We start from the raw sequence: 19,390 nt of genomic DNA, 5'->3' as shown, positions 1-19,390 counted from the left end.
ACGCTCGGCGTTAGTCCTTGCCGGACAAGGCTTCGACCGTGCGCAAATGATCGAACAGCAGCCTTGCGACGGGCGAAAGACGCGCCGAGTCGCGCGTCACGATGATGAGGTCGCGCTCGGACCATTCGTCTTCGAGCGCAACGGCAGCGAGGCCGAGCGGCCGCCCCATGATGCGGTACACGTTGATGGGCAGCACACCGACGCCCATGCCCGCCTGCACCATCCGGCACACGGCGTCGAAGCCCGGCACGTGGATGCGCAGCTTGAGCGCCTTGCCAGCCTGGCGCGCGGCCATGTGCGTGCGCGCGTTGATCGAACTGGCTGAATGCAAGCCGACGTGATCGCTGTCTAGCGTTTCTTCGAACGCAACGCTTTCGCGCGCCGCAAGCGGATGATCGTCGCGCATCACGACGCACAGCGCGTCGTGCCGGTAGTGCGTCACTTCGAGACCGCGCGCGTCCGCTTCGCCAGAGCAGATGCCGAGGTCGGCGAGACTGTCGGCCACGGCTTCGACCACGCCGCCGCTCGGCCGCTCTTCGAGGTCGATCTTCACACGGTCGTTGACAGCGAGAAACGCGCGCAGATCTTCGGGCAGGAATTCGACGATCGCGGAGAGGTTCGCCATCATCCGCACATAGCCGCGCACGCCGCTCGCGTGGCCCGCAAGCTCGATGCCGATGTTCTCGATGCCGCGCATCACGCGCCGTGCATGATGCAGCAGCGTTTCGCCCGCCGGCGTGAGCGTCATGCCTCGTGCGTTGCGCTGAAAGAGCGTCGCGCCGACGGCCTGCTCCAGTTCGAGCAGCCGCTTGCTCGCGGCAGATACCGCGATGGCCTCGCGTTCCGCGGCGCGCGTCAGCGTGCCTTCCTCATAGACAGCGATGAAGAGTTGCAGGGTCGTGAGGTCGAGGCGGCGGAGCAGATTCTTCAGGACCATGACAGATAATCGATGCATTGGATTGCGTCATATTGTGCCGCGACCTCGCCGCCAGCGCTCGCGTTCACCACAACATAGCTGCGGAATCGGGTCGCCCACCGGGAAAGTATCGTCAGCGCCTCGTCCCTCAGGCGCTGGCGATGCGCCGGATCTGCGTCGTGCACCTTGGCATCGGCTTTATAAGCGGATTTGCTATCCTGTTCCATTCCGCGTTCCTCGTGTGATTCGAGGCTGTCGATGGCTTCACTATTCGTCGTGCGGCCTCGCCCATCAACATCCGCGGACCAGCGAAACCTGACAACCATACGTCGTCTGCGCCCGTTTTCATGACGCGTCGTCGTCTGCGAGGACACTGAATGCCGAGCGTTGCCATAGCGATCTTTCCGGGCGTCCAGGCGCTGGACGTCGCCGGTCCCTTCGATGTCTTCGCCGAAGCTAACCTGTTCATCGACGGCAATGACCGCTATGAAGTGACACTGCTCGCCGCGGATAACGCGCCATTGCGCGCGTCCAACGGCATCAGGCTCGTTCCGGACGAAACGTTCGACGACAGGCACAGCACGTTCGATCTCGCGTTGATCGCAGGCGGTCCCGCTTTGCCGGAGGTCGCTCCCGACACGCGTGTCACGGCATGGCTGGCGAATGTCGCGTCGCGTTGCAAGCGCTATGGCTCAATCTGCACGGGCGCGTTCGCGCTGGGCCATGCGGGCCTGCTAGACGATCGCAATGTCACAACGCATTGGCAGCACGCGCAGCAACTCGCGACGCAATTCCCGAAGGCGCGCGTCGATTTCGACCGTATCTATCTGCGCGACGAGCGGCTCGTGACGTCGGCGGGCGTGACGGCGGGCATCGATCTCGCGCTTGCACTCGTCACTGAAGATCACGGCCCGCAAACCGCATTGAAAGTGGCGAAGCGCCTCGTGGTGTTTTCGCAGCGCCAGGGCGGACAATCCCAGTTCAGTCCTTACCTGACAGCGCCCGCCGACGAGACGTCGCCCGTGGCAAAAGTCCAGACGCACGTGATGGCAAACATCCAGCATAACTTCTCCGTGAAGCAGCTCGCCGACGTCGCCGGGATGAGCGCGCGCAACTTCGCGCGCATCTTCGTGCAGGGAACGGGCGTAACGCCGCATGAATTCGTCGAGCGCGCGCGGATGGATGCGGCGCGCAAGCTGCTCGAAAGCAGCGACGCGGCGCTCAAGGCAATTGCCTACGACTGCGGCTTCGGCACGGCCGACCGCATGCGCATCGTCTTCACGAGGCGTATCGGCGCGACGCCGGCTCAGTACCGCGAGCGCTTCCGGCAAGCGTGAGCGCAATGGCCAGCACGCGTCGACCGTGCGTGAGAAAATGACGGGCTCGTCAACGCCTTCTTGCACATCGACATGAACGCTACTACTTCCGTTCGGGCCATTGTCACGGGTCATACGCGCGGGCTCGGCGCGGCGCTCGCAGAACGGCTGCTTGCGCAACGCATCGCAGTGCTCGGCATTTCGCGCTCGCGCAATCAGGCGCTTGCCAGTCAAGCCGGCTTCGATCAGGTCGAAGTCGACCTGTCGGACGCGGAACGCCTCACGCAATTCGTAGCGGGCGACACGTTGCGCAACTTCCTCAAAGATGCGCAAACCGTGCTGCTGTTCAACAATGCGGGCATGGTGCAGCCTATCGGTCCCATCGAAGCGCAAGACGTCGCGGCGATCGCGCAAGCGGTGACGCTGAATGTGTCCGCCCCGCTGATGCTGGCGAGCGCGTTCGCCACGGCAAGCCCGGATGCGAGCGACCGCCGCATCGTGCATATTTCGAGCGGCGCGGCGCGCCATCCGTATGCGGGCTGGAGCATCTACTGCGCGACGAAGGCGGCCCTGGATCATCATGCACGCTCCGTCGCGCTCGACCAGAACCGCGCGCTGCGCATCTGCAGCGTTGCGCCCGGTGTCGTCGATACGAACATGCAGGCGGAAATTCGCGGCACGGAACTGGAACGGTTTCCGATGCGCGAGAAGTTCGAAGAGTTGAAGCGTAGCGGCAAGCTGTCGACGCCGGAAGAGTCGGCTGCGAAGCTGGTCGACTATGTACTGAGCGAGACGTTTGGGGCGGTGGCGACTGCCGATGTGAGGGAGTTGCCGCAGACGTAGCAGCCTCACCTGAACGCGAAGTCCCGAAAAGACTCACCTTTGAGCCACGCAGTTCAGTTCGACAGTTGCTTGCGCGGCTCGACGCCGGTTCACAGGTCCACAAAACTGCCCTGAAACAAGGGGTTTTTCTTTCTCCCGCCTACCCATCGGAACGCTTGCGGTGCATAATCGCGCACCGCATAGCTCACTCCCGAAAACCCTCACCCATGAACACCTTGGGCCACGATAGGCGTCAAACCGCGATCGTGGCCCAACCATCAGCCGCGCCAAGAGAAGCGAACGCTCAAGCCTCGAGCTGCTCCAGCACCTTCCCCTTCGTCTCGATGCCGAGGAACTGCACGACCAGCGCGGCGAGGAACGGCACGACGGCCAGCAGATAGAACGCGACATCGAGATTGCCGCCGATCATCGTCTTCGACACGAGCGTCGGTGCGAAGATCGCCGCCAGCTTCAGCCACGCGCCGCCGACGCCGCATCCGAACGCACGGATGCTCGTCGGATACAGTTCCGGCGTGTACACGTATGCCGTAATGAACCCGCACGCAAGCCAGCCGAGCGCAAACGCACAGCACATCGCGACGACATATACGGAGGCGTCATGGAACACGCCAGCCAGCGCCAGCGATAACGCGCACAACATGAACGACCAGTTGATGATCGGCTTGCGGCCCACCTTGTCGACGAGCATCGCGCATAGCAGCGAACCGAGGACGCCCAGCACGGAAGCAGCGACAGCCAGATTCAGCGCGAGCTGCAACGGCGCGTGATACACCGTGCGATAGATGGTGGGCAGCCACGTCGACAGACCGTACTGGATCACGCCGCACGTCATCCACAGCATCGCGACAGCCGCCGAACGCTTCCAATAAGCCTTGCCGAACAGATCGCTCATCTTGCGCTTTGGGTGACGCGCAACCATCGACTCGAAGCTCGCCGGATCGCCCATCGGCGGCAGCGCGGTCTTCGCGGTGCGCTCGAAAGCATGCACGGCATCGGCGGCTTCGCTCATGCGGCCGCGTTCAGCGAGCCAGCGCGGCGATTCGGGAACGAGCTTGCGCAGCACGAAGAACAGGATCAACGGCACGCCGCCGATGAAATACATCGCTTCCCAACCAAAACGCGGCACGATCCAGGCGCCGAGCGCATTCGATGCAAGCAGCCCGACGGGAAACACGATTTCATACAACAGCACGAAGCGCCCACGCCCATGCGCACGGCAAATCTCGTTGATGTACGTCGCGGCCACGGGCAACTCACCGCCAAGCCCGATGCCCTGCACGATGCGCAGCGCGAAAAACACCGCGAACGACGGCGCGAAGCCGCATGCAATACTCGTGACGCCGATTACGCCCGAACTCAGCGCAATCGCTTTTACGCGGCCGTGGCGCTCCGCGTACCACGGAAACAGAAACGCGCCGATCAGCTGGCCGACCGAGCTCGCGCCGATCAGCAGCGCGACGTCCCACGGCGTCAGATGCCATTTGCCGATGAGGATCGGCAGCGTCGCGGCGATCGCGATGACGTCGAAACCGTCGAAGAAGGTCGCGAGTCCGATCAGGATTCGCGCACGCACCAGCATCGCGTTCGCGGGCAATCGTTCGAGCCGCGCAATGATCGATCCGCGCGTCGCGGGACCGGAGACACCCGCGCTGCTCTGTGCCTCAAACGTGTTGTCGATAGTACTCATCCGCTGTCTCCGCCCCGTATCTGTTATGCAAGCGCCTTGTCGGCATCGGCCAGAGCCGCGACATCGACTGTGCGCCCCTGAGTCATCCATTTGCGCGCGAGCTTCAGGTCGCGCGGCGTGTTGATCGCGATCACGCCGCGAACGCCGCCGTCCGCGACATGGAAGAGCGTCGCGCGCCGCGCGCTCACGTCGCCGCGCACAACGAGCTGCGCGTCGGCGGGAATATCGCCGAGAATCTGCAGGTTCACGTCGAACTGATCCGACCAGAACCACGGAATCTCCGCATACGGCTCGAACTGGCCGAGCATCGCCTTCGCGACGACGATTGCCTGGTTCTGCGCATTCGCCCACGACTCCAGACGCACGCGCCGCTTCAACCACGCGCTTGGATGATTCGCGACGTCTCCGCACGCAAAGACGCGCGGGTCGTTCGTCATGCCGTGCTCGTCGACGACGATGCCGTCGTTCACCGGCAAGCCCGCGGCTTCAGCCAGCGACGTATGCGGCGTGAGACCGATGCCCGCGACGGCGAAATCGGCGTCGATAGCCGTGCCGTCCGCGAGCGTCGCACGCACTTTGCCGGCGTCCGCCGGATGCGCGTCGAGCGACGCGAGCGCAGCGTTCAATCGCACATCCACACCATTCGCACGATGCAGTTCCAGCAGAAAGTCCGACACAGCGGGCGGCACCGACCGCGCGCACAAACGCGGCGCGCCTTCCACCACCGTTGCCGCGACGCCGAGCCTGCGTGCCGTCGCCGCCACTTCGAGACCGATCCAGCCGCCGCCGATCACCAGCACATGCTGGCTGTTGCGCAGACGCTCGCCGAGCGCCGACGCTTCATCGAGCGTGCGCAGATACGCGACGTGATCCGTCTTCACGATCGAATCCGGCAGCTTGCGCGGCGCGCCGCCCGTTGCGATCACGAGCCGGTCGTACTGCACGTCGCGGCCCGACTGAGTGCGCACGATACGTCGCTCGCGATCGATTTCCACGGCAACGTCCGGTTGCCACGCTTCGACTGCGAGCGAAGCGAAATCGTCGGTGGCGAACAGGCGCACCGTATCGATGTCCGCGTCGCCGGACAGCACCGCCTTCGACAACGGCGGCCGTTCATACGGCAGATGGATCTCGTCTGCGATCATCACCAGACGGCCTGCGAAGCCCGTCTTGCGCAGCGTCTTCACGACCCAGCCCGCCGCCTGGCCGCCGCCGATCACGACGATGGTTTGCGGCGCGTCCGCGTGCGGCGCGACGTTTGAGTTAGCAGCGTCAGTCATGTTTGCGCTCCGTCATGAACTTGCCTTCCGGCGCCTTCGCATTCTTTTGACGGCGCGTGTTGCCGTCGATGCCGCCATCGATTGCCCATTCGGCAAACACGGTCGGACCCGGTTCGAATTCGCGCGGCTGCCACTCGGGCGTCAACTGGTCTTCGTCTGCGTAGTATTCGATCAAGCCGCCCGCCGGATTCTGGAAGTACCAGAAGTACGCCGACGAAACGGGGTGACGTCCCGGCCCGAGTTGCGTCTCCCAGCCACGGCGGCTGATATGCATGCCGCCGCCGAACACTTCATGGATGTCGCGCACCGTAAACGCAACGTGGTTCAGGCCTCGCTTGCCCGCCGGCAGCTGCAACAGGAAAAGGTCGTGATGGCCGCCGTGCGGCGCACACCGCATGAACGCGCCACGGCCCGGATAACGGTCCGATGTTTCGAAGCCGAGCCGCTCGTGATAGAACTTTTCCTGCTCTGCGAGACAGTTCGTGAAGAACACGACGTGGCCCACTTCGACGGGTTCGGCGCGCTCATAGACGGGACTCGGCGTATCGACGCGCAGCGTCTGGCCCCACACGTTCGACGGCGAACCGTGCACATCGATGGCACGCTTGCGCGTTACTTCGATGCGAATCGCCATGCCATTCGGATCGATGCAGCCGACAGCATCGTCGTTCGAGTAATAGCCCTGCGCGCCCTTCAGGCTTTCGCGATATGTGTCGAGATCGGCGACAGCTGCCACGCCCCACGTCACTTCGCGCAGCGTCGGGCCTTCTTCGAATGCGGGGGGCAGCGACGCGTCGTTCGCCATTACGGCGAGCACCGTGCAGCCGTTCAGCGTTTCGAAGCGCGCGTGTGTTTCGTCGTGCGCGGTTTCCTTCATGCCCCAGTCGGCGAAAAAGCGCCGACAGGTCTCAAGATCCGTCACGCCGTAGGTGATCTGTTCAATGCCGAGAATGCTCATGTTGCGTGCCTTTTCAGTTCGCCCACGCGAGCGGGGCGTCGTTCAAGCCCCAGTAGAGGCTCTTTTGCTGCATGTACTCGCGAATGCCGACGCGGCCTTTCTCGCGGCCCATGCCGCTTTCCTTCCAGCCCGAGAACGGCGTCGAAATCGAGAACAGCTTATAAGTGTTGATCCAGATCGTGCCTGCTTCGAGCGCACGCGCGACGCGCCAGGCGCGCTTGTAGTCGCGCGTCCAGATGCCCGCTGCGAGGCCGAAGACGCTGTCGTTCGCTGCCGCGATCAGCGACGCTTCGTCGTCGAACGGCATCGCGACCAGCACCGGTCCGAAGATTTCCTCCTGACAGATGCGCGCGCTGTTAGACAGGCCTTCGAGGATCGTGGGCTGATAGAAGAAGCCCTGCTCGCGGTTGTCGCCGACGGGGCGTTCGCCGCCGCACAGCAGGCGTCCGCCCTCTTCGAGGCCGAGCGCCACATAGCGCTCCACCGACTCGCGATGCTTCGCGGTAATCAGCGGTCCCATCTGCGTGTCTTCGCTCGCGGGATCGCCGATGCGCAGCTGGCGCGCCTTCTCCGTCAGCCGCTTCATGAACTCGGGATAGATCGACCGCTGCACAAAGAGACGCGAACCGGCGATGCACGCCTCGCCCGACGAACTGAAGATGCCGTACAACACACCGTTCACGGCATGATCGAGGTCGGCGTCTTCGAAAACCATCGTCGGCGACTTGCCGCCCAGTTCGAGCGACACGGGCATCAGCTTGTCCGCTGCGATGCGCGCGATGCCGCGACCCACTTCGGTGCCGCCCGTGAACGACACTTTCTTCACGAGAGGATGACGCACCAGCACGTCACCGATTACCGAACCCTTACCGGGCAGCACGCTCAGCACGCCCTTCGGCACGCCTGCTTCCTCGCAGATGCGGGCAAGCGCGAGCGACGCCAGCGGCGTCACTTCGGCGGGTTTAAGCACGACGGCGTTGCCGGCAGCCAACGCGGGCGCGAGCTTTTGCGCATCCGATGCGATCGGCGAATTCCACGGCGTGATCGCCGCGATCACGCCGATCGGTTCATGCACGCTCATCGTCAGATAGTCGCCGCGCGAAGGCGTGACGTCTTCGTCGAGCGTTTCAAGGCACGCCGCGAAGTAGCGGAACGTGTTCGCGGCGCTCGCCACGAGCACGCGCGTTTCGCTGATCGGCTTGCCGTTGTCGCGGCGTTGCAGTTGCGCGAGCACTTCGTGCTTCGCCATGATCGATTCGGCGATGCGGTACAGGATCAGCGCGCGCTGATGCGGCTTCAGACCGGACCAGTTCGGCTTGCGCCACGCGAGGTCGGCGGCTTCGACGGCTTCGCGCGCGTCGTCGGCGTCGGCCGTCGTAATCTCGGCATTCACCGAGCCGTCGGCGGGATAGACGCTCGCGTACAGCGCGCCGCGGCCACGCTTCCATTCGCCGCCGACGAAGATATCGGCGGTGGGCACGAGAGACGAAATGATGTCGGTATGAGGCATGGCGTACTTCCTTAGATCACGCAGCGGGCCGCGCGATTGCGCAACGCACGGATCGCGCTGAACGCGGTCAATGCAGAGGTCTTCGGGTTGTCGGGCAGCGGCTTGCCGCTCATTTCGAGCGACATCTCGCCGAATGCGCCGCGCGCGACGATGCGATGCACGTTGCGCGTCACGGCGGGATCGGCGATCAGACGCACCGTCGTCTGATCGAGGCCGAGGCCCGCGAGCGCAACCGTCGCAGCAACGTTTGCGTTCTTCGGATAGAGACGCGCCGCTTCACGCGCACTGCCTTCGAAGATCACACGCGCTTGCGTCAGCGTCCGAAGATCGCAGATCTGTTCGGCGGGCGTGCCGAGCCAACCTGTCGGCGGCTTGCGTCCGATGTATTGCACTTCGTCGAGACCGCCGAGCTTCGCGGCGGCGAGCGCATCGATGCCGCCGATCGCGCCCGACAGCAGGGTAACGGTTGCGTGGCCTTCATCGGCGGCGGCGTGCAAGGCTTCGAGCAGCGTGAGATCCGACAGCGCGCCGATCGACGCCACCGCGCAATCCGTTCCCGCCTTCAGCAGCGGCACGACGTGACTGACGAGCGCGCCGTGTCCCGCGCATTCGAGCGCGAACTGCGGACGCGACTTCAACGCATCGACGGACCACACGACATCCACGTTCGGGCCGACCTGCTCGCGCACGGCATCGGCCTGATGCTCGGGCACGATCACATGCGACACATGCACTTGCGGGTCGGCGGCGACAGCGCGATACACGGTTTGACCGATCGCGCCGAAGCCGATCATCGCGATGTCGATGGGCACATGATTCATCGCTGCTCCGTTCGCGGCATGCGCTGCGTTATGCATGTTCCGGCTCCTGCTTGCGCACCGGCGGGCCCGCAAACGCCGTTGCAAACTGTCCCACCGACAGCATGTCGACTTCGACCATCACAGGCCCCGTCTTCGACATACCTTCGCGAACGATCTCATCGGCCTCATCGAGCGACGAGATGCGATAGTGCTTGAGGCCGAAGCTCGCACAGAACTGCGCGAAATCCGGTTGATGCAACTGCACGTAGCAGCGGCGGCCGCCGTAGTGCGCGTCCTGAATATTGCGGATCACGCCGTAGCATTGATCGTTCATCAGCACGATCATCACGTTCGCGTTTTCCTGCACGGCCGTCACCAGTTCGCCGACATTGACCATCAGGCCGCCGTCGCCGACCAGACAGACCGTCTTCGCCGCCGCATCCGCGAGCGCCGCGCCGATCGCCATCTGGATGCCCTGGCCGATGCCACCGCCAAGTGCATGGACGCCCGCACGCGGCTGGAAGATCTTCAGCATGCGGTTGCCCCACGTGCTGTTCGAGATCGTCACGTCGCGCACCCAGTTGTAGTCGCGGCCCACGGCGTGTTGCAGCACGTCGACGAGGCGTTTGTACGGTCCGAGCCCCTTGCCCGTTTCCGCGACGGCGACTTCACGCGTGCCGGCGAGATCGTCTGCGAATGCCGGGTCGATCTTCACGCGGCCTTCGAGCAGCGTCGCGAGCTGATCGAGCACGGAGACTGCATCGCCATGTACGAAGAGGTCGTTGCGATAGCCGCGATTGTCGGCCAGCGCGTCGGCATCGACCCGGAACAGCGGCTGCGGCAGCGCAAGCTTGTACTTGAGCGTCTCGTTGCCGCGCAGACGCGAGCCGACCACGAGCAGCGCATCGCAGGTCTTGTAGAACTTCTCGACGGCCGGCTGCACGTTGAATGCGCCGAGCGTCGCGGGATGATCTTCCGGCAGCACGCCGCGGCCCTGGACGCTCGTCACGACACCGAAGCCGAGCTTCACCAGACGCTCGACCTGCGCGCGTGCATGACGCGTGCCGCCACCGAGCCACAGCAGCGGACGCCTGGCCTTCGCAAGTTCGTCGGCGAGATGTTCGACGCGCTTCGTGTCGTGCGTGAGCGTGTTGATGTGAGGCGCGCTCATGTCGGCGGGCCATTCGGTTTCCGCAGCCTGAATGTCGATCGGAATTTCGACGCTGACGGGACCGCTCGGCGCCGTCTGCGCAACGCGCACGGCCTCGCGCACCGTGGCGAGCGCGGTCTCGACAGAACGCACGCGGTAGGCGGCCTTCGAAATCGACGAGAGCATCGTCAATTGATCCGGTGCTTCGTGGATGTACGCGAGGTCCTGGTCGAGATACGTGGTTTCGATCTGGCCGGTGATATGCACGAGTGCCGTGCCTGCCGTCAGCGCTTCGACCATTGCGCCCGCTGCATTGCCGGCAGCCGTGCCCGTGCTCGTGAACGCGACCCCGAGGCCGCCCGACACGCGCGCAAGTCCATCCGCCATGTTCAGCGCGCCCGCTTCGCCGCGCGCGCCGACATAGCGAATGTTGCCGCGCGTGTTGATCGCGTCGAGGATCGGCATGTTGTGAATCGAGATCACGCCGAATGCAGTCTTGACGCCGCACTGTTCGAGGAAAGCGGCGATCAGTTCGCCGACGGTGGTTTTGTTAGACATGACGTGCAACGCCTCCGGAAACATCGATATGGCTTCCCGTCGTGTACGACGACAGGGGTGTAGCGAGATAAAAGAGCGCTTGTGCGGCTTCTTCGGGGCGGCCGAAGCGGCCGAGCGGGATGTTCTTCATGCGCGCGAGTTCGCCCGTCCAGTCTTCCCAGCTTTGACCGGGCTGTGCCTGCGTCTGATAGCGGCGGCGCCACTGACCCGACTCGACAATGCCGATCAGGATCGAGTTCACGCGAATGCGTTGCGGCGCGAGTTCGATGGCCAGCGACTTGATCAGGTTCTGCACACCGGCGCGCGCCGACGAGGTCGCGACCATGTGCGGCTCGGGCTGCAATGCGAGCAGCGAATTCACGCAGACGATCGAACCGTTCCCATGCTGCGCGGCTTGCGTGAGCATCGGCAGAAATGCGCGCGTCGGACGGATCACGCTGAAGTACTTCAGATCGAGTTCTTCCCGCCAGGCTTCGTCGGTCGTATCCGCGAAGGTGGACACGCGGCCTTGGCCTGCGTTGTTCACGAGCATGTCGGTGCGGCCGAAACGTTGCTGCACGTCGTTCGCGAAAGCTGCGACAGCATCTGGGTCGAGCACGTCGCAACGCACGGCGAGCAGCTGCGCGCGGGGAAACTGCTTGCGCAGCGACGCTTCGGCGCTTGCGAGACGATCGGTGTCGCGTCCGCAGATCGCCACCGATGCGCGTGCGCGCAGGAAGAGTTCGGCGGTCGCGAGGCCGATGCCGGACGAACCGCCCGTCACCACTGCAACCTGTCCTGTCAAATCGATATGGATCATCAGAGCCCCAATGCCTTCATGTATCTGCTTTGCGCCGACGGCCGGTAATTGAGCCGCAGCGACAGTTGCTCGGCCGCGTTGCGCACCTTGTCGATCAGGCCGCTGTCGAGCAGCGATGCATCGATGTGCCCGCGCGGAATGGTCGTCGTGATGACGGCGGCGATGCGGCCCGTGTCGTTGCGCACGGGCGCGGAAATCACGGAAATGCCGTTTTCGAAGGACGATTCGCTGATTGCGAAACCGCGCACAGCATCGTCCTTCACGCGTTCATACAGCGCTTCGACGGTTTCGGGCGTGTGCTTCGTGAAGCGTTCCAGCGTCTGCTCCGGATACAGCGCGCGCAACTCGTCGAGCGACAGATCGCCCATCAGCACATGACCGTGCGTCGTTGCATGCGCAGGCAGCCGCGTGCCGACATTCACCTTCACCGAACTGAACACGGGTGCATGGCTTTGCGCCTTCGCGACGAACACCACGTCGCGTCCGTCGCGGATCACGATGTGCGTCGTCAAGCCCGTCGCATCGCGCAATGCTTCGATCAGCGGCAAGCCGAGGTCGGTGAGTTCGAGCGAACTCAGGTATTCGAAGCCGAGGCGCAGCACAGCGACGCCCAGGCGATAGTTGCGATCTCGATCCGCCCGCTCCAGAAAGCCGAGCGATTCGAGCGTCTGCAGCAGACGGAACACAGTCGTGCGCGGAATGCCGAGACGCTTCGACAATTCGGGCGCGCCGAGCACCGGCTCGCGCGGCGAAAATTCCGTGAGAATGCGCAGGCCGCGTTCGAGACCGGGCACGCGATAGTTTGCGTCGCTGCGGTCCTCTTCTGCATCAGGTGCAGTGCCCGTCAGTTCGGGGGTCATGCTTTACTCCGTTGGCCGTCGCTCATGCGGCAGAAGGCTTCGATGAGCGCGGTGTAGGCGGCGCCTCTTTCGATATAGCCCGCGTGGCCCGCGCACGGAATGATCTGCAGGCGCGTGCGCGCGGCTTGCGCGATGCGCTCGCATGAAGCAGGCGGCGTGATCGTGTCTTCTGCGCCGACCGCGACGGCGATGCGTCCGTCGAACTTCGCAACATCGGTCGCGAGGTCCGCGTTGGCGAGCAGATGCGTCGCCTGCGCGTAACCGTGTGGAACGATGCGCATCATGTTCCAGCGCACCCATTCGCGCGACGCTTCGTGCGCATGCCGCGACAACATGTTGGCGCTGCGTCGATCGGCGAGTCCTTGTGGACCGAGTTCGGCAAGCATCGCGAGGCGGCTGTCGCGTTTCGATGCGCGCACCTCTTCGGACGCCGCGCCGTAGCCTGCAGCGGGCGACAGCAGCAACAGCCCGGCAATGCGGTTTCCATGCGACGCCGCAAACGAACCCGCGACGATTGCGCCAAGCGAATGCCCGAGCAGCACGCAACGTTCGATGTGGAGCGCGTCGAGCCATTCGCGCAGCGCGCGTGCGTACTCATCCGCCTGTGGCGAAGGCGATGAGACACAAGTCGATTCGCCATAGCCCGGCGCATCCCACGCGAACACACTGCGCGTCGTGCCGAGCGCTTCCAGCTGTTGCACCCACGAAGCCGCGCCCGAGCCGATGCCGTGCAGCAGCACGAGCGGCAACGTGCCGTCAAGGTTCGCACGACCCGCTTCGCGATAACCGATTGCCCGTTGCGGCGCAATCTCGATCCGCTGTGCCGGGAAGTGCGAGAGGCGCGTCTCCAGCGTGGCGTTTCGATCTTCGCGATCTTCGGTAAAGGACATGGAAGCGGGCATGTGCGTGACGTCGTGAATGACAGCTTTGCAAAAACAGCGTTGCTTATTACCTGGCGAGATCGCGCTTGATCTTCGCGAGCGGCGAATCGGGCGGATAGGTCGGCGTGATCGGCTTCGGCGAGCCGAGCATCACGCACATCAGCGCATCTTCTTCACCTATGTTGATCTCCGTGCGATACACACCCGGCGGAACGGAGATCAGATCGCGCTCGCCGAGCACGGCTTCCCACGTTTCGCCGTCACGTTCGCAGATCACTTTCATCTTGCCGCGCAGCACGAAGAAAATTTCTTCGACGTCGGTATGAATGTGGCTCGGGCCGACGTTGCCCGCAGGAATCACCATCGTCGAAAACGTGAAGCCGCCTGCGGGCACCGTGTTCATGTCTTTCGCGACACCCGTGCCGCCCGTGCCGACGTAGCGCATTTGCGCGCGGCGATACTTCGGGTCGTAGTCGGCCTGGAACTTCAGTGCGTCCCAGTCATAGCGGCGCGTTTCGAAGCGCGCGACACGCGAGTCCATCCATTGTTCGAAGCTTGCTTCCGCGGGCTGTGCCCACGATTTGCGTTCGAGATCGGCGTCGGCCATTGTTTTCTCCATGTGGTTTGCTCGATGAGCAAGGTCAATTCATCACGAAGCCGCCGTTCACGGGCAGCAACTGGCCCGTCACGAAGCGGGCGGCATCCGTCAGCAGGAAAAGCACCGGGCCCGTCACGTCGTCGGGCACTTGAGCGCGTGTCAACGCACGGCCTTTCAGGTAGTACTCGTGGCGTTCGGCGGGCACGTAGGCTGTCGCTTCGACTTCGGTGAGGCCCGGCGCAATTGCGTTCACTGTGATGCCATACGCACCGAATTCGCGCGCCAGCGAGCGCGTCATCGAAATCACGGCGCCCTTGCTCGCCACATACGCGAGCAGCTTCGGCGCGCCCCACATCGCCGTATCGGAAGCGATGTTGACGATCGCGCCGCGCTTCGAATCGCGCAGATGCGGCAACGCTGCCGTACACATCAGCCAGGTGCCGCGCACGTTGACGTTCATCACGGCGTCCCACGTCTGAGTGGTCAACTCTTGCGCGTAGCGTCCGCCCGAATTCGTGATCGCGGCGTTGTTGATCAGCGCGTCGATGCCGCTCATCGTGTGCGCGGCTTGCGCGACGAACGCGTCGATGCTCTCGGGACTCGCGAGATCGAGGGGAGCGAAGTGAACGGTCGCGCCAAGCTTCTCCGCGAGCGCACGGCCTTCGTCTTCGAGGACGTCGCCAAATACGACTTGCGCCTGCGCGTTGGCGAGCGCTTCGATGAACGAGGCACCGAGCCCGCGCGCGCCGCCCGTTACGACGACGCGTCGTCCGCTCAAGCCGGAGACCGTGAGCTCACGCATGAGCGTGCCCCGTCGATGCTTGCGCACCGGCTTCCGCCTGCTTCGCGCTGAACGCTTCGAGATCGGCGAAATGCTGTTGCGCGCGTTGACGCAGCATGCGGCGCACGCGCGTCATACCGACGTCGTGCTGATAGAGGAATTCGTGTTCGCGCGCATTCGGCGCAAGGCTTTCGAGCACATAGCGGTCTTGCTCGAGCACCGCCCAGTGCAGCCCTTCGAGACGGTTGCGATACAGAAAGCGCCATGCATCGCGCTGCCAGCCGCTCACCTTGCGCGTGCGCCAGAAGTAGACCTGGCAGTTGTCGTTGTCGACGGGTACAGCGAAACCGATGATGCCGAAGTTGCCGCCAGGACCGAACTTCTTCTTGTACGGAATGGCGAGACGCATCCATAGGCAGCCCGTTTCGCCGAGTTCGACCCAGTCGAAATTCACGTCGCGCTGACCGACCTTTTCGAACACGAGGCCGGTCTCGGTTTTGCGCACGCGCATGTCGGCCTGCTTGTCGCCTTCGGCCATCGAATGCGACGTTGCGTGCAGATACGCGCCGTGCATCGGGTCCATCACATTGTCGATCGCGTACTGATAGTTGCACTTCCAGTTCGATACGCACAGGAATTGCGAGTATTCCGCCGCAACGAGTTCATCGGGCAACACGAGTGGGGTCGGCTCTCTGTGCGCGTCGTCGCCAAACCACAGGAAGATCGCGCCCGCGTGTTCTTCGACGGGATACGACTTCACGCACTTCTGGCCTTCGAGCGGGCACGCCGATACGGCCGGGACGCTCCGTACGGTGCCCGAGCCGTCGACTTCGATGCCGTGATACCAGCACGCGACGCGATTGCCGAGGTTCCAGCCAAGCGACAGACGCGCGCCGCGATGCGGGCAGCGATCTTCGAGCGCGTGGACTTTGCCTTCCTGATCGCGCCACAGCACGATCTGCTCGCTCAGACGCGTCAGGCCGATGGGCGCGTTGCTCACCTGCCAGCTGGGCGCAACGGGATACCAGTAATTCTTGATGCCCCGTTCGAGATAAGCCTGAACGGGATCGACTGCGGGGCTCGCTGTATTGAGGGACGTCATGGGGAAACTCCGGGTTCGCTTGGGTCGTGGGTGCGCGGGACGCTTATTCGGCGAGCAGTCGCAGTTCCGCCGCGAGACGCTCTTCACTCCACTGCGCGCCTTCCGGCGTGCGGAAGCCGATGCCGTTCAGCCCTGCCACCACTTCGTTCAGTTCGGCCGCACCCGCTTCGAACACCTTCTCCAGCGCATCGCCGAAGTCGTTCTCGTACTGCGTCGGCTCCGCCTTGCGCGTCTGCCAGATCATGTTGTCGGTTTCGCCCGGCTTCTCGATCACGCCCTTGCCCGCGACGTTGTTCGGCTGCGGCGCGAGCCACGGCTTCAGAAAGGGATTGAAGTTCACCACGACTTCTTTCATGTCATTCCACCTTGATCTGGATTTCTTCACCCGCGAGGCGCACGGCGTACGTCTTGAGGTCGCGGCCGCCCGGCTCTTTCATGCATTTCCCCGTTGGGATATGGAAAACGGCTTCGTGCAGCGGACATTCAACCGTGTCGCCGTCGATGAAGCCTTGCGTCAGCAACGCATATGCATGCGGGCAGACGTTCTCGAGCGCATAGAGCTCATCGCCCACCTTGTAGATGCCGATCTCCTTGCCGTCGTCGAGCTTGAACTCGACGGGCGAGTCTTCCGAAAGTGCACCGGCATGTCCGGCGCAAAGCCACTGATCACTCATATCTCACCTTCTCCGACCAACTGTCCCGACTGTTTGTCGTTCCATATACGGAACGTCAGTTTATGTATGGTCATTATAGGAGCCGGTTTGGCAGGACAAAATAAAAATCCGGCGCCTCCAGGGAAAACACTGATCGGCGCACTTTCGCAACGTACGGACCCGCTTAAAGCGGGCCAAAACAAGGATGGCTGCGCATAAGGAGCGCGCGCATACGGCACGCGGCGCGGTCAGGTGAATGAGGGTTTTCACCGCCGCAAAAATCTTTTTGTTCGCCGAGCTGACTCTCTATACTTTCCATAGGCGATACATATGCCCATAGGTGGAACATCGAGCGGATAGCCTCCATGCAGGCGACGAAAAGGCCATCCAAAGAAATGACAGGCAACCGGACGACCACCGGCATGTCCGGCAATCGACCACACGATCAGGAGTACCAAGGGTGAAACGCATCATTGCTGCCGGCGTGGCAGGACTTATGGTGACATCGACGTCATGGGCGCAAAGCAGCGTCACGCTGTACGGCAGTCTGGACGCAGGCATTGCGTACGTGAGCAACGTCGGCGGTCATTCGAAGTGGATGGAAGAGCAGGGCAACATGCAGCCGGACCGCTGGGGCCTGCGCGGCGTCGAAGACCTGGGCGGCGGTCTGCACGCGATCTTCCAGCTGGAAAACGGCTTCTATACGAACACCGGCAACTTCGCGAAGGCGGGTACGCTATTCAACCGCCAGGCGTACGTCGGCATCAGTTCCGATCAGTTCGGGCAGATCACGCTAGGCCATCAGACGCCGTTCAACTTCGATATGCTCGGCCCGCTCAGCACCGCGTATCTCGCCGCCAGCTGGTTTGCGTTCCACCCGGGCAACATCGACGAGCTGGCGGACACGGGCGTCGTGCCGTTCGACAACTCGGTGAAGTACAAGTCGATTTCGTATGCGGGCTTCACCGTCGGCGCGATGATGGGCCTCGGCAACACGACGAACTTCTCGACGGGCAAGACGCTGAGCTTCGGCGTGAACTACGCAAACGGCCCGTTCAAGGCTGCCGCGGTGTACTCGAACGAGCACAACCGCACGCCTTCCATCATCACGACGGGCATCAACACGTTCCAGAACATCCCGGCCTCGACGTATTCCGCCGACAAGGTCGAGAACATGGGCGCTGGCCTGTCGTATCAGTTCGGCAACCTGCTCGTGCACGGGCTGTACACGCGTGTGAAGCTGCAATCGAACGGCTTTTCGGACACCTATCAGAGCTGGGATGCGGGCGCGAACTACCAGTTCACGCCGGCCAACACGCTCGCGGGCGGCGCCGCGACGACGACGCTTGCCGGACGCCGCTGGACGCAGTTCGAGATCGGCGACATCTATGCGTTGTCGAAACGCACGCAGGTGTACGTGAACGTGCTCTACGAACACGCAAACGAAGATGCGCACGCCGCATTCTTCACGGCAGGTGTGTCGAGCGGGCGCAATCAGGCGATCGTGCTGACTGGCATTCACCACTCGTTCTAACCTGTGAGCGAACGCTCGAGGTTCATTCAGGCATCACACGCAGGTTGAAGCGAACGGGCGGCTCGAACGCCGCCTGTTTTCGCTTTGCACGCGTGCAGACTACTTACTGACGCGACTGCACGAGCGTCGGATCGTCCGCCGAAGGCCGGTAGTTCAGACGCGCAGACAGATCCAGCGCCGCGCCGCACACCTTGGCGACGAGGGGCCCGCGCTCGTCATCGCCGATATCGGAACGCGGCACCGTCGCTGTCATCGCCGCCACGATCTTTCCCGTCTGATCCCGCACGGGCGCACTCACCACCGAAATGCCGCGTTCGAACGACGCCTCGCTGACGGCATAACCCTGAGCAGCCGTTTCGCGGATCCGTTCATATAGTTCGTCGACCGTCGCGGGCGTGCGATCGGTGAATCGTTCGAGTTGCGTCTCGGGATAAAGCTGGCGCAACTGCATCAGCGAGAGATCGCCCATCAGCACCTGGCCATGCACGGTCGCATGCGCGGGCAGCCGCGTGCCGACGTGCACCTTCACCGAACTGAACATCGGATCGTGCGTTTGCGCCTTGGCAACGAACACGACATCGCGCTCGTCGCGGATCAGCAGATGCGTGCTCAAGCCCAACTGGTCGCGCAATCGTTCGAGGATCGGCGTGCCGAAGTCGGTCAGTTCGAGCGAACTCAGATACTCGAAGCCGAGGCGCAACACGGCGACGCCGAGTCGAAAGTGGCGGTCGCCGTTCGCGCGTTCGAGAAAGCCGAGCGCTTCGAGTGTTTGCAGCAGGCGGAAGGTTGTCGTGCGCGGAATGCCGATGCGCTTCGACAATTCGGGCGCGCCGAGTACGGGCTCACGCGCCGAAAACTCGGAAAGAATGCGCAAGCCGCGCTCGAGGCCGGGGACGAGATAGGTCGAGCTGCCGCCCGATTCTTCTTCAGCGGTGTCGGCGATCTGGGTGCCCCGCGCGCTGTCCTCGTCGGCCGATGCGCGCGCGTCCTGCGGTCTGGCAATCCGGCGTCCCGCTCCTGTCGTGTTTTCTCTTGCCATATCCGGCTGTGTCGTTTTCATCTCGAAGATAGGAATGATAGCGCGAAGGGTTGGCAGTGCTGGCGCTTCCCCAGGGCCGCCTCGCCCTGCGCACCTGCACGATTGCCATCCCCCGGTTGTTTTCA

Annotated in this window: 20 protein-coding genes; 3 read left to right on the top strand and 17 right to left on the bottom strand. The window is 63.4% G+C overall.

Translation table 11 applies throughout. From position 1 onward, the window contains the following. Nucleotides 1-10: 10 nt before the first annotated feature. Together BPHY_RS21375 and BPHY_RS21370 are read right to left on the bottom strand one after the other, a co-directional pair. The gene (locus BPHY_RS21375) at nucleotides 11-937 is read right to left on the bottom strand and encodes a LysR family transcriptional regulator (RefSeq protein ID WP_012403541.1); all 927 of its coding nucleotides are present in this window, start codon (nucleotides 935-937) and stop codon (nucleotides 11-13) included. Continuing rightward, complete coding sequence (locus tag BPHY_RS21370) at nucleotides 928-1,143, bottom strand: hypothetical protein (RefSeq protein ID WP_012403540.1); 216 nt, start codon at nucleotides 1,141-1,143, stop codon at nucleotides 928-930. The genes BPHY_RS21375 and BPHY_RS21370 overlap by 10 nt, the downstream gene beginning before the upstream one ends. 150 nt (nucleotides 1,144-1,293) lie before the next feature. Between BPHY_RS21370 and BPHY_RS21365 the strand changes: the two genes are divergently transcribed. Both BPHY_RS21365 and BPHY_RS21360 read left to right on the top strand, forming a co-directional pair. Further along, the gene (locus BPHY_RS21365; protein ID WP_012403539.1) at nucleotides 1,294-2,253 is read left to right on the top strand and encodes a GlxA family transcriptional regulator; all 960 of its coding nucleotides are present in this window, start codon (nucleotides 1,294-1,296) and stop codon (nucleotides 2,251-2,253) included. 72 nt (nucleotides 2,254-2,325) lie between these two features. Further along, nucleotides 2,326-3,075 (top strand): SDR family oxidoreductase, encoded by a 750-nt coding sequence (locus BPHY_RS21360; protein WP_012403538.1) that lies wholly within the window; start codon nucleotides 2,326-2,328, stop codon nucleotides 3,073-3,075. A gap of 283 nt (nucleotides 3,076-3,358) precedes the next feature. Here the strand turns inward: BPHY_RS21360 and BPHY_RS21355 are convergent, their stop codons facing one another. Genes BPHY_RS21355 through BPHY_RS21290 form a run of 14 tightly spaced genes read right to left on the bottom strand, consistent with a single transcriptional unit; the run spans nucleotide 3,359 to nucleotide 16,713 of the window. Continuing rightward, nucleotides 3,359-4,762: an MFS transporter gene (locus BPHY_RS21355; RefSeq protein ID WP_012403537.1), complete on the bottom strand. Its 1,404-nt coding sequence runs from the start codon at nucleotides 4,760-4,762 to the stop codon at nucleotides 3,359-3,361. A gap of 23 nt (nucleotides 4,763-4,785) precedes the next feature. Further along, nucleotides 4,786-6,042: an NAD(P)/FAD-dependent oxidoreductase gene (locus tag BPHY_RS21350; protein ID WP_012403536.1), complete on the bottom strand. Its 1,257-nt coding sequence runs from the start codon at nucleotides 6,040-6,042 to the stop codon at nucleotides 4,786-4,788. Then, nucleotides 6,035-7,000: a VOC family protein gene (locus BPHY_RS21345; protein WP_012403535.1), complete on the bottom strand. Its 966-nt coding sequence runs from the start codon at nucleotides 6,998-7,000 to the stop codon at nucleotides 6,035-6,037. The genes BPHY_RS21350 and BPHY_RS21345 overlap by 8 nt, the downstream gene beginning before the upstream one ends. A 13-nt stretch (nucleotides 7,001-7,013) precedes the next feature. Continuing rightward, nucleotides 7,014-8,510, bottom strand: coding sequence for an aldehyde dehydrogenase (locus BPHY_RS21340; protein WP_012403534.1), 1,497 nt, complete (start codon nucleotides 8,508-8,510; stop codon nucleotides 7,014-7,016). Nucleotides 8,511-8,521: 11 nt separating this feature from the next. Continuing rightward, nucleotides 8,522-9,367 (bottom strand): aspartate dehydrogenase, encoded by an 846-nt coding sequence (locus BPHY_RS21335; protein WP_041764484.1) that lies wholly within the window; start codon nucleotides 9,365-9,367, stop codon nucleotides 8,522-8,524. Continuing rightward, complete coding sequence (locus BPHY_RS21330; protein ID WP_012403532.1) at nucleotides 9,360-11,018, bottom strand: thiamine pyrophosphate-binding protein; 1,659 nt, start codon at nucleotides 11,016-11,018, stop codon at nucleotides 9,360-9,362. The genes BPHY_RS21335 and BPHY_RS21330 overlap by 8 nt, the downstream gene beginning before the upstream one ends. Then, the gene (locus BPHY_RS21325) at nucleotides 11,011-11,817 is read right to left on the bottom strand and encodes an SDR family oxidoreductase (RefSeq protein ID WP_012403531.1); all 807 of its coding nucleotides are present in this window, start codon (nucleotides 11,815-11,817) and stop codon (nucleotides 11,011-11,013) included. Before BPHY_RS21325 ends, BPHY_RS21330 begins: the two co-directional genes overlap by 8 nt. Beyond that, nucleotides 11,817-12,677 (bottom strand): IclR family transcriptional regulator, encoded by an 861-nt coding sequence (locus BPHY_RS21320; protein WP_012403530.1) that lies wholly within the window; start codon nucleotides 12,675-12,677, stop codon nucleotides 11,817-11,819. Before BPHY_RS21320 ends, BPHY_RS21325 begins: the two co-directional genes overlap by 1 nt. Continuing rightward, nucleotides 12,674-13,567 carry an alpha/beta fold hydrolase gene (locus tag BPHY_RS21315; protein ID WP_244257624.1) on the bottom strand — a complete coding sequence of 298 codons (894 nt, stop codon included), beginning with the start codon at nucleotides 13,565-13,567 and terminating at the stop codon, nucleotides 12,674-12,676. Before BPHY_RS21315 ends, BPHY_RS21320 begins: the two co-directional genes overlap by 4 nt. Before the next feature lie 58 nt (nucleotides 13,568-13,625). Continuing rightward, the gene (locus tag BPHY_RS21310; protein ID WP_012403528.1) at nucleotides 13,626-14,165 is read right to left on the bottom strand and encodes a cupin domain-containing protein; all 540 of its coding nucleotides are present in this window, start codon (nucleotides 14,163-14,165) and stop codon (nucleotides 13,626-13,628) included. A 34-nt stretch (nucleotides 14,166-14,199) separates the two neighbouring features. Beyond that, nucleotides 14,200-14,958 (bottom strand): SDR family oxidoreductase, encoded by a 759-nt coding sequence (locus BPHY_RS21305; protein WP_012403527.1) that lies wholly within the window; start codon nucleotides 14,956-14,958, stop codon nucleotides 14,200-14,202. Then, nucleotides 14,951-16,039, bottom strand: a complete 1,089-nt coding sequence (locus BPHY_RS21300) for an aromatic ring-hydroxylating oxygenase subunit alpha (RefSeq protein WP_012403526.1) — start codon at nucleotides 16,037-16,039, stop codon at nucleotides 14,951-14,953. The genes BPHY_RS21305 and BPHY_RS21300 overlap by 8 nt, the downstream gene beginning before the upstream one ends. A 43-nt stretch (nucleotides 16,040-16,082) precedes the next feature. After that, nucleotides 16,083-16,394 (bottom strand): recombinase-like helix-turn-helix domain-containing protein, encoded by a 312-nt coding sequence (locus BPHY_RS21295; protein WP_012403525.1) that lies wholly within the window; start codon nucleotides 16,392-16,394, stop codon nucleotides 16,083-16,085. A gap of 1 nt (nucleotide 16,395) precedes the next feature. Next, entirely contained in the window at nucleotides 16,396-16,713 is a 318-nt protein-coding gene (locus BPHY_RS21290; RefSeq protein WP_012403524.1) for a non-heme iron oxygenase ferredoxin subunit, read from the bottom strand. Between the two features lie 439 nt (nucleotides 16,714-17,152). Here BPHY_RS21290 and BPHY_RS21285 point away from each other — a divergent pair, with 439 nt between their 5' ends. Next, on the top strand, nucleotides 17,153-18,226 hold the full coding sequence (locus BPHY_RS21285) for a porin (RefSeq protein WP_012403523.1): 1,074 nt from the start codon (nucleotides 17,153-17,155) through the stop codon (nucleotides 18,224-18,226). Between the two features lie 103 nt (nucleotides 18,227-18,329). On the opposite strand, the gene BPHY_RS21280 is transcribed toward BPHY_RS21285, so the two are convergent. Next, nucleotides 18,330-19,265, bottom strand: a complete 936-nt coding sequence (locus BPHY_RS21280) for an IclR family transcriptional regulator (RefSeq protein ID WP_041765232.1) — start codon at nucleotides 19,263-19,265, stop codon at nucleotides 18,330-18,332. Nucleotides 19,266-19,390: the final 125 nt, after the last annotated feature.

It is taken from the genome of Paraburkholderia phymatum STM815, assembly GCF_000020045.1.
GTDB lineage: Bacteria > Pseudomonadota > Gammaproteobacteria > Burkholderiales > Burkholderiaceae > Paraburkholderia > Paraburkholderia phymatum.
The sequence above is the reverse complement of the archived record's forward strand: the minus strand, read 5'-3'. Positions and strand labels throughout refer to the sequence as shown.

What these genes read in the sequence shown, in the direction of transcription:
- BPHY_RS21375 (WP_012403541.1), bottom strand. Translation starts at nt 937, where the DNA reads ATGGTCCTGAAGAATCTGCTCCGCCGCCTCGACCTCACGACCCTGCAA.
- BPHY_RS21370 (WP_012403540.1), bottom strand. Translation starts at nt 1,143, where the DNA reads ATGGAACAGGATAGCAAATCCGCTTATAAAGCCGATGCCAAGGTGCAC.
- BPHY_RS21365 (WP_012403539.1), top strand. Translation starts at nt 1,294, where the DNA reads ATGCCGAGCGTTGCCATAGCGATCTTTCCGGGCGTCCAGGCGCTGGAC.
- BPHY_RS21360 (WP_012403538.1), top strand. Translation starts at nt 2,326, where the DNA reads ATGAACGCTACTACTTCCGTTCGGGCCATTGTCACGGGTCATACGCGC.
- BPHY_RS21355 (WP_012403537.1), bottom strand. Translation starts at nt 4,762, where the DNA reads ATGAGTACTATCGACAACACGTTTGAGGCACAGAGCAGCGCGGGTGTC.
- BPHY_RS21350 (WP_012403536.1), bottom strand. Translation starts at nt 6,042, where the DNA reads ATGACTGACGCTGCTAACTCAAACGTCGCGCCGCACGCGGACGCGCCG.
- BPHY_RS21345 (WP_012403535.1), bottom strand. Translation starts at nt 7,000, where the DNA reads ATGAGCATTCTCGGCATTGAACAGATCACCTACGGCGTGACGGATCTT.
- BPHY_RS21340 (WP_012403534.1), bottom strand. Translation starts at nt 8,510, where the DNA reads ATGCCTCATACCGACATCATTTCGTCTCTCGTGCCCACCGCCGATATC.
- BPHY_RS21335 (WP_041764484.1), bottom strand. Translation starts at nt 9,367, where the DNA reads ATGCATAACGCAGCGCATGCCGCGAACGGAGCAGCGATGAATCATGTG.
- BPHY_RS21330 (WP_012403532.1), bottom strand. Translation starts at nt 11,018, where the DNA reads ATGTCTAACAAAACCACCGTCGGCGAACTGATCGCCGCTTTCCTCGAA.
- BPHY_RS21325 (WP_012403531.1), bottom strand. Translation starts at nt 11,817, where the DNA reads ATGATCCATATCGATTTGACAGGACAGGTTGCAGTGGTGACGGGCGGT.
- BPHY_RS21320 (WP_012403530.1), bottom strand. Translation starts at nt 12,677, where the DNA reads ATGACCCCCGAACTGACGGGCACTGCACCTGATGCAGAAGAGGACCGC.
- BPHY_RS21315 (WP_244257624.1), bottom strand. Translation starts at nt 13,567, where the DNA reads ATGTCCTTTACCGAAGATCGCGAAGATCGAAACGCCACGCTGGAGACG.
- BPHY_RS21310 (WP_012403528.1), bottom strand. Translation starts at nt 14,165, where the DNA reads ATGGCCGACGCCGATCTCGAACGCAAATCGTGGGCACAGCCCGCGGAA.
- BPHY_RS21305 (WP_012403527.1), bottom strand. Translation starts at nt 14,958, where the DNA reads ATGCGTGAGCTCACGGTCTCCGGCTTGAGCGGACGACGCGTCGTCGTA.
- BPHY_RS21300 (WP_012403526.1), bottom strand. Translation starts at nt 16,039, where the DNA reads ATGACGTCCCTCAATACAGCGAGCCCCGCAGTCGATCCCGTTCAGGCT.
- BPHY_RS21295 (WP_012403525.1), bottom strand. Translation starts at nt 16,394, where the DNA reads ATGAAAGAAGTCGTGGTGAACTTCAATCCCTTTCTGAAGCCGTGGCTC.
- BPHY_RS21290 (WP_012403524.1), bottom strand. Translation starts at nt 16,713, where the DNA reads ATGAGTGATCAGTGGCTTTGCGCCGGACATGCCGGTGCACTTTCGGAA.
- BPHY_RS21280 (WP_041765232.1), bottom strand. Translation starts at nt 19,265, where the DNA reads ATGGCAAGAGAAAACACGACAGGAGCGGGACGCCGGATTGCCAGACCG.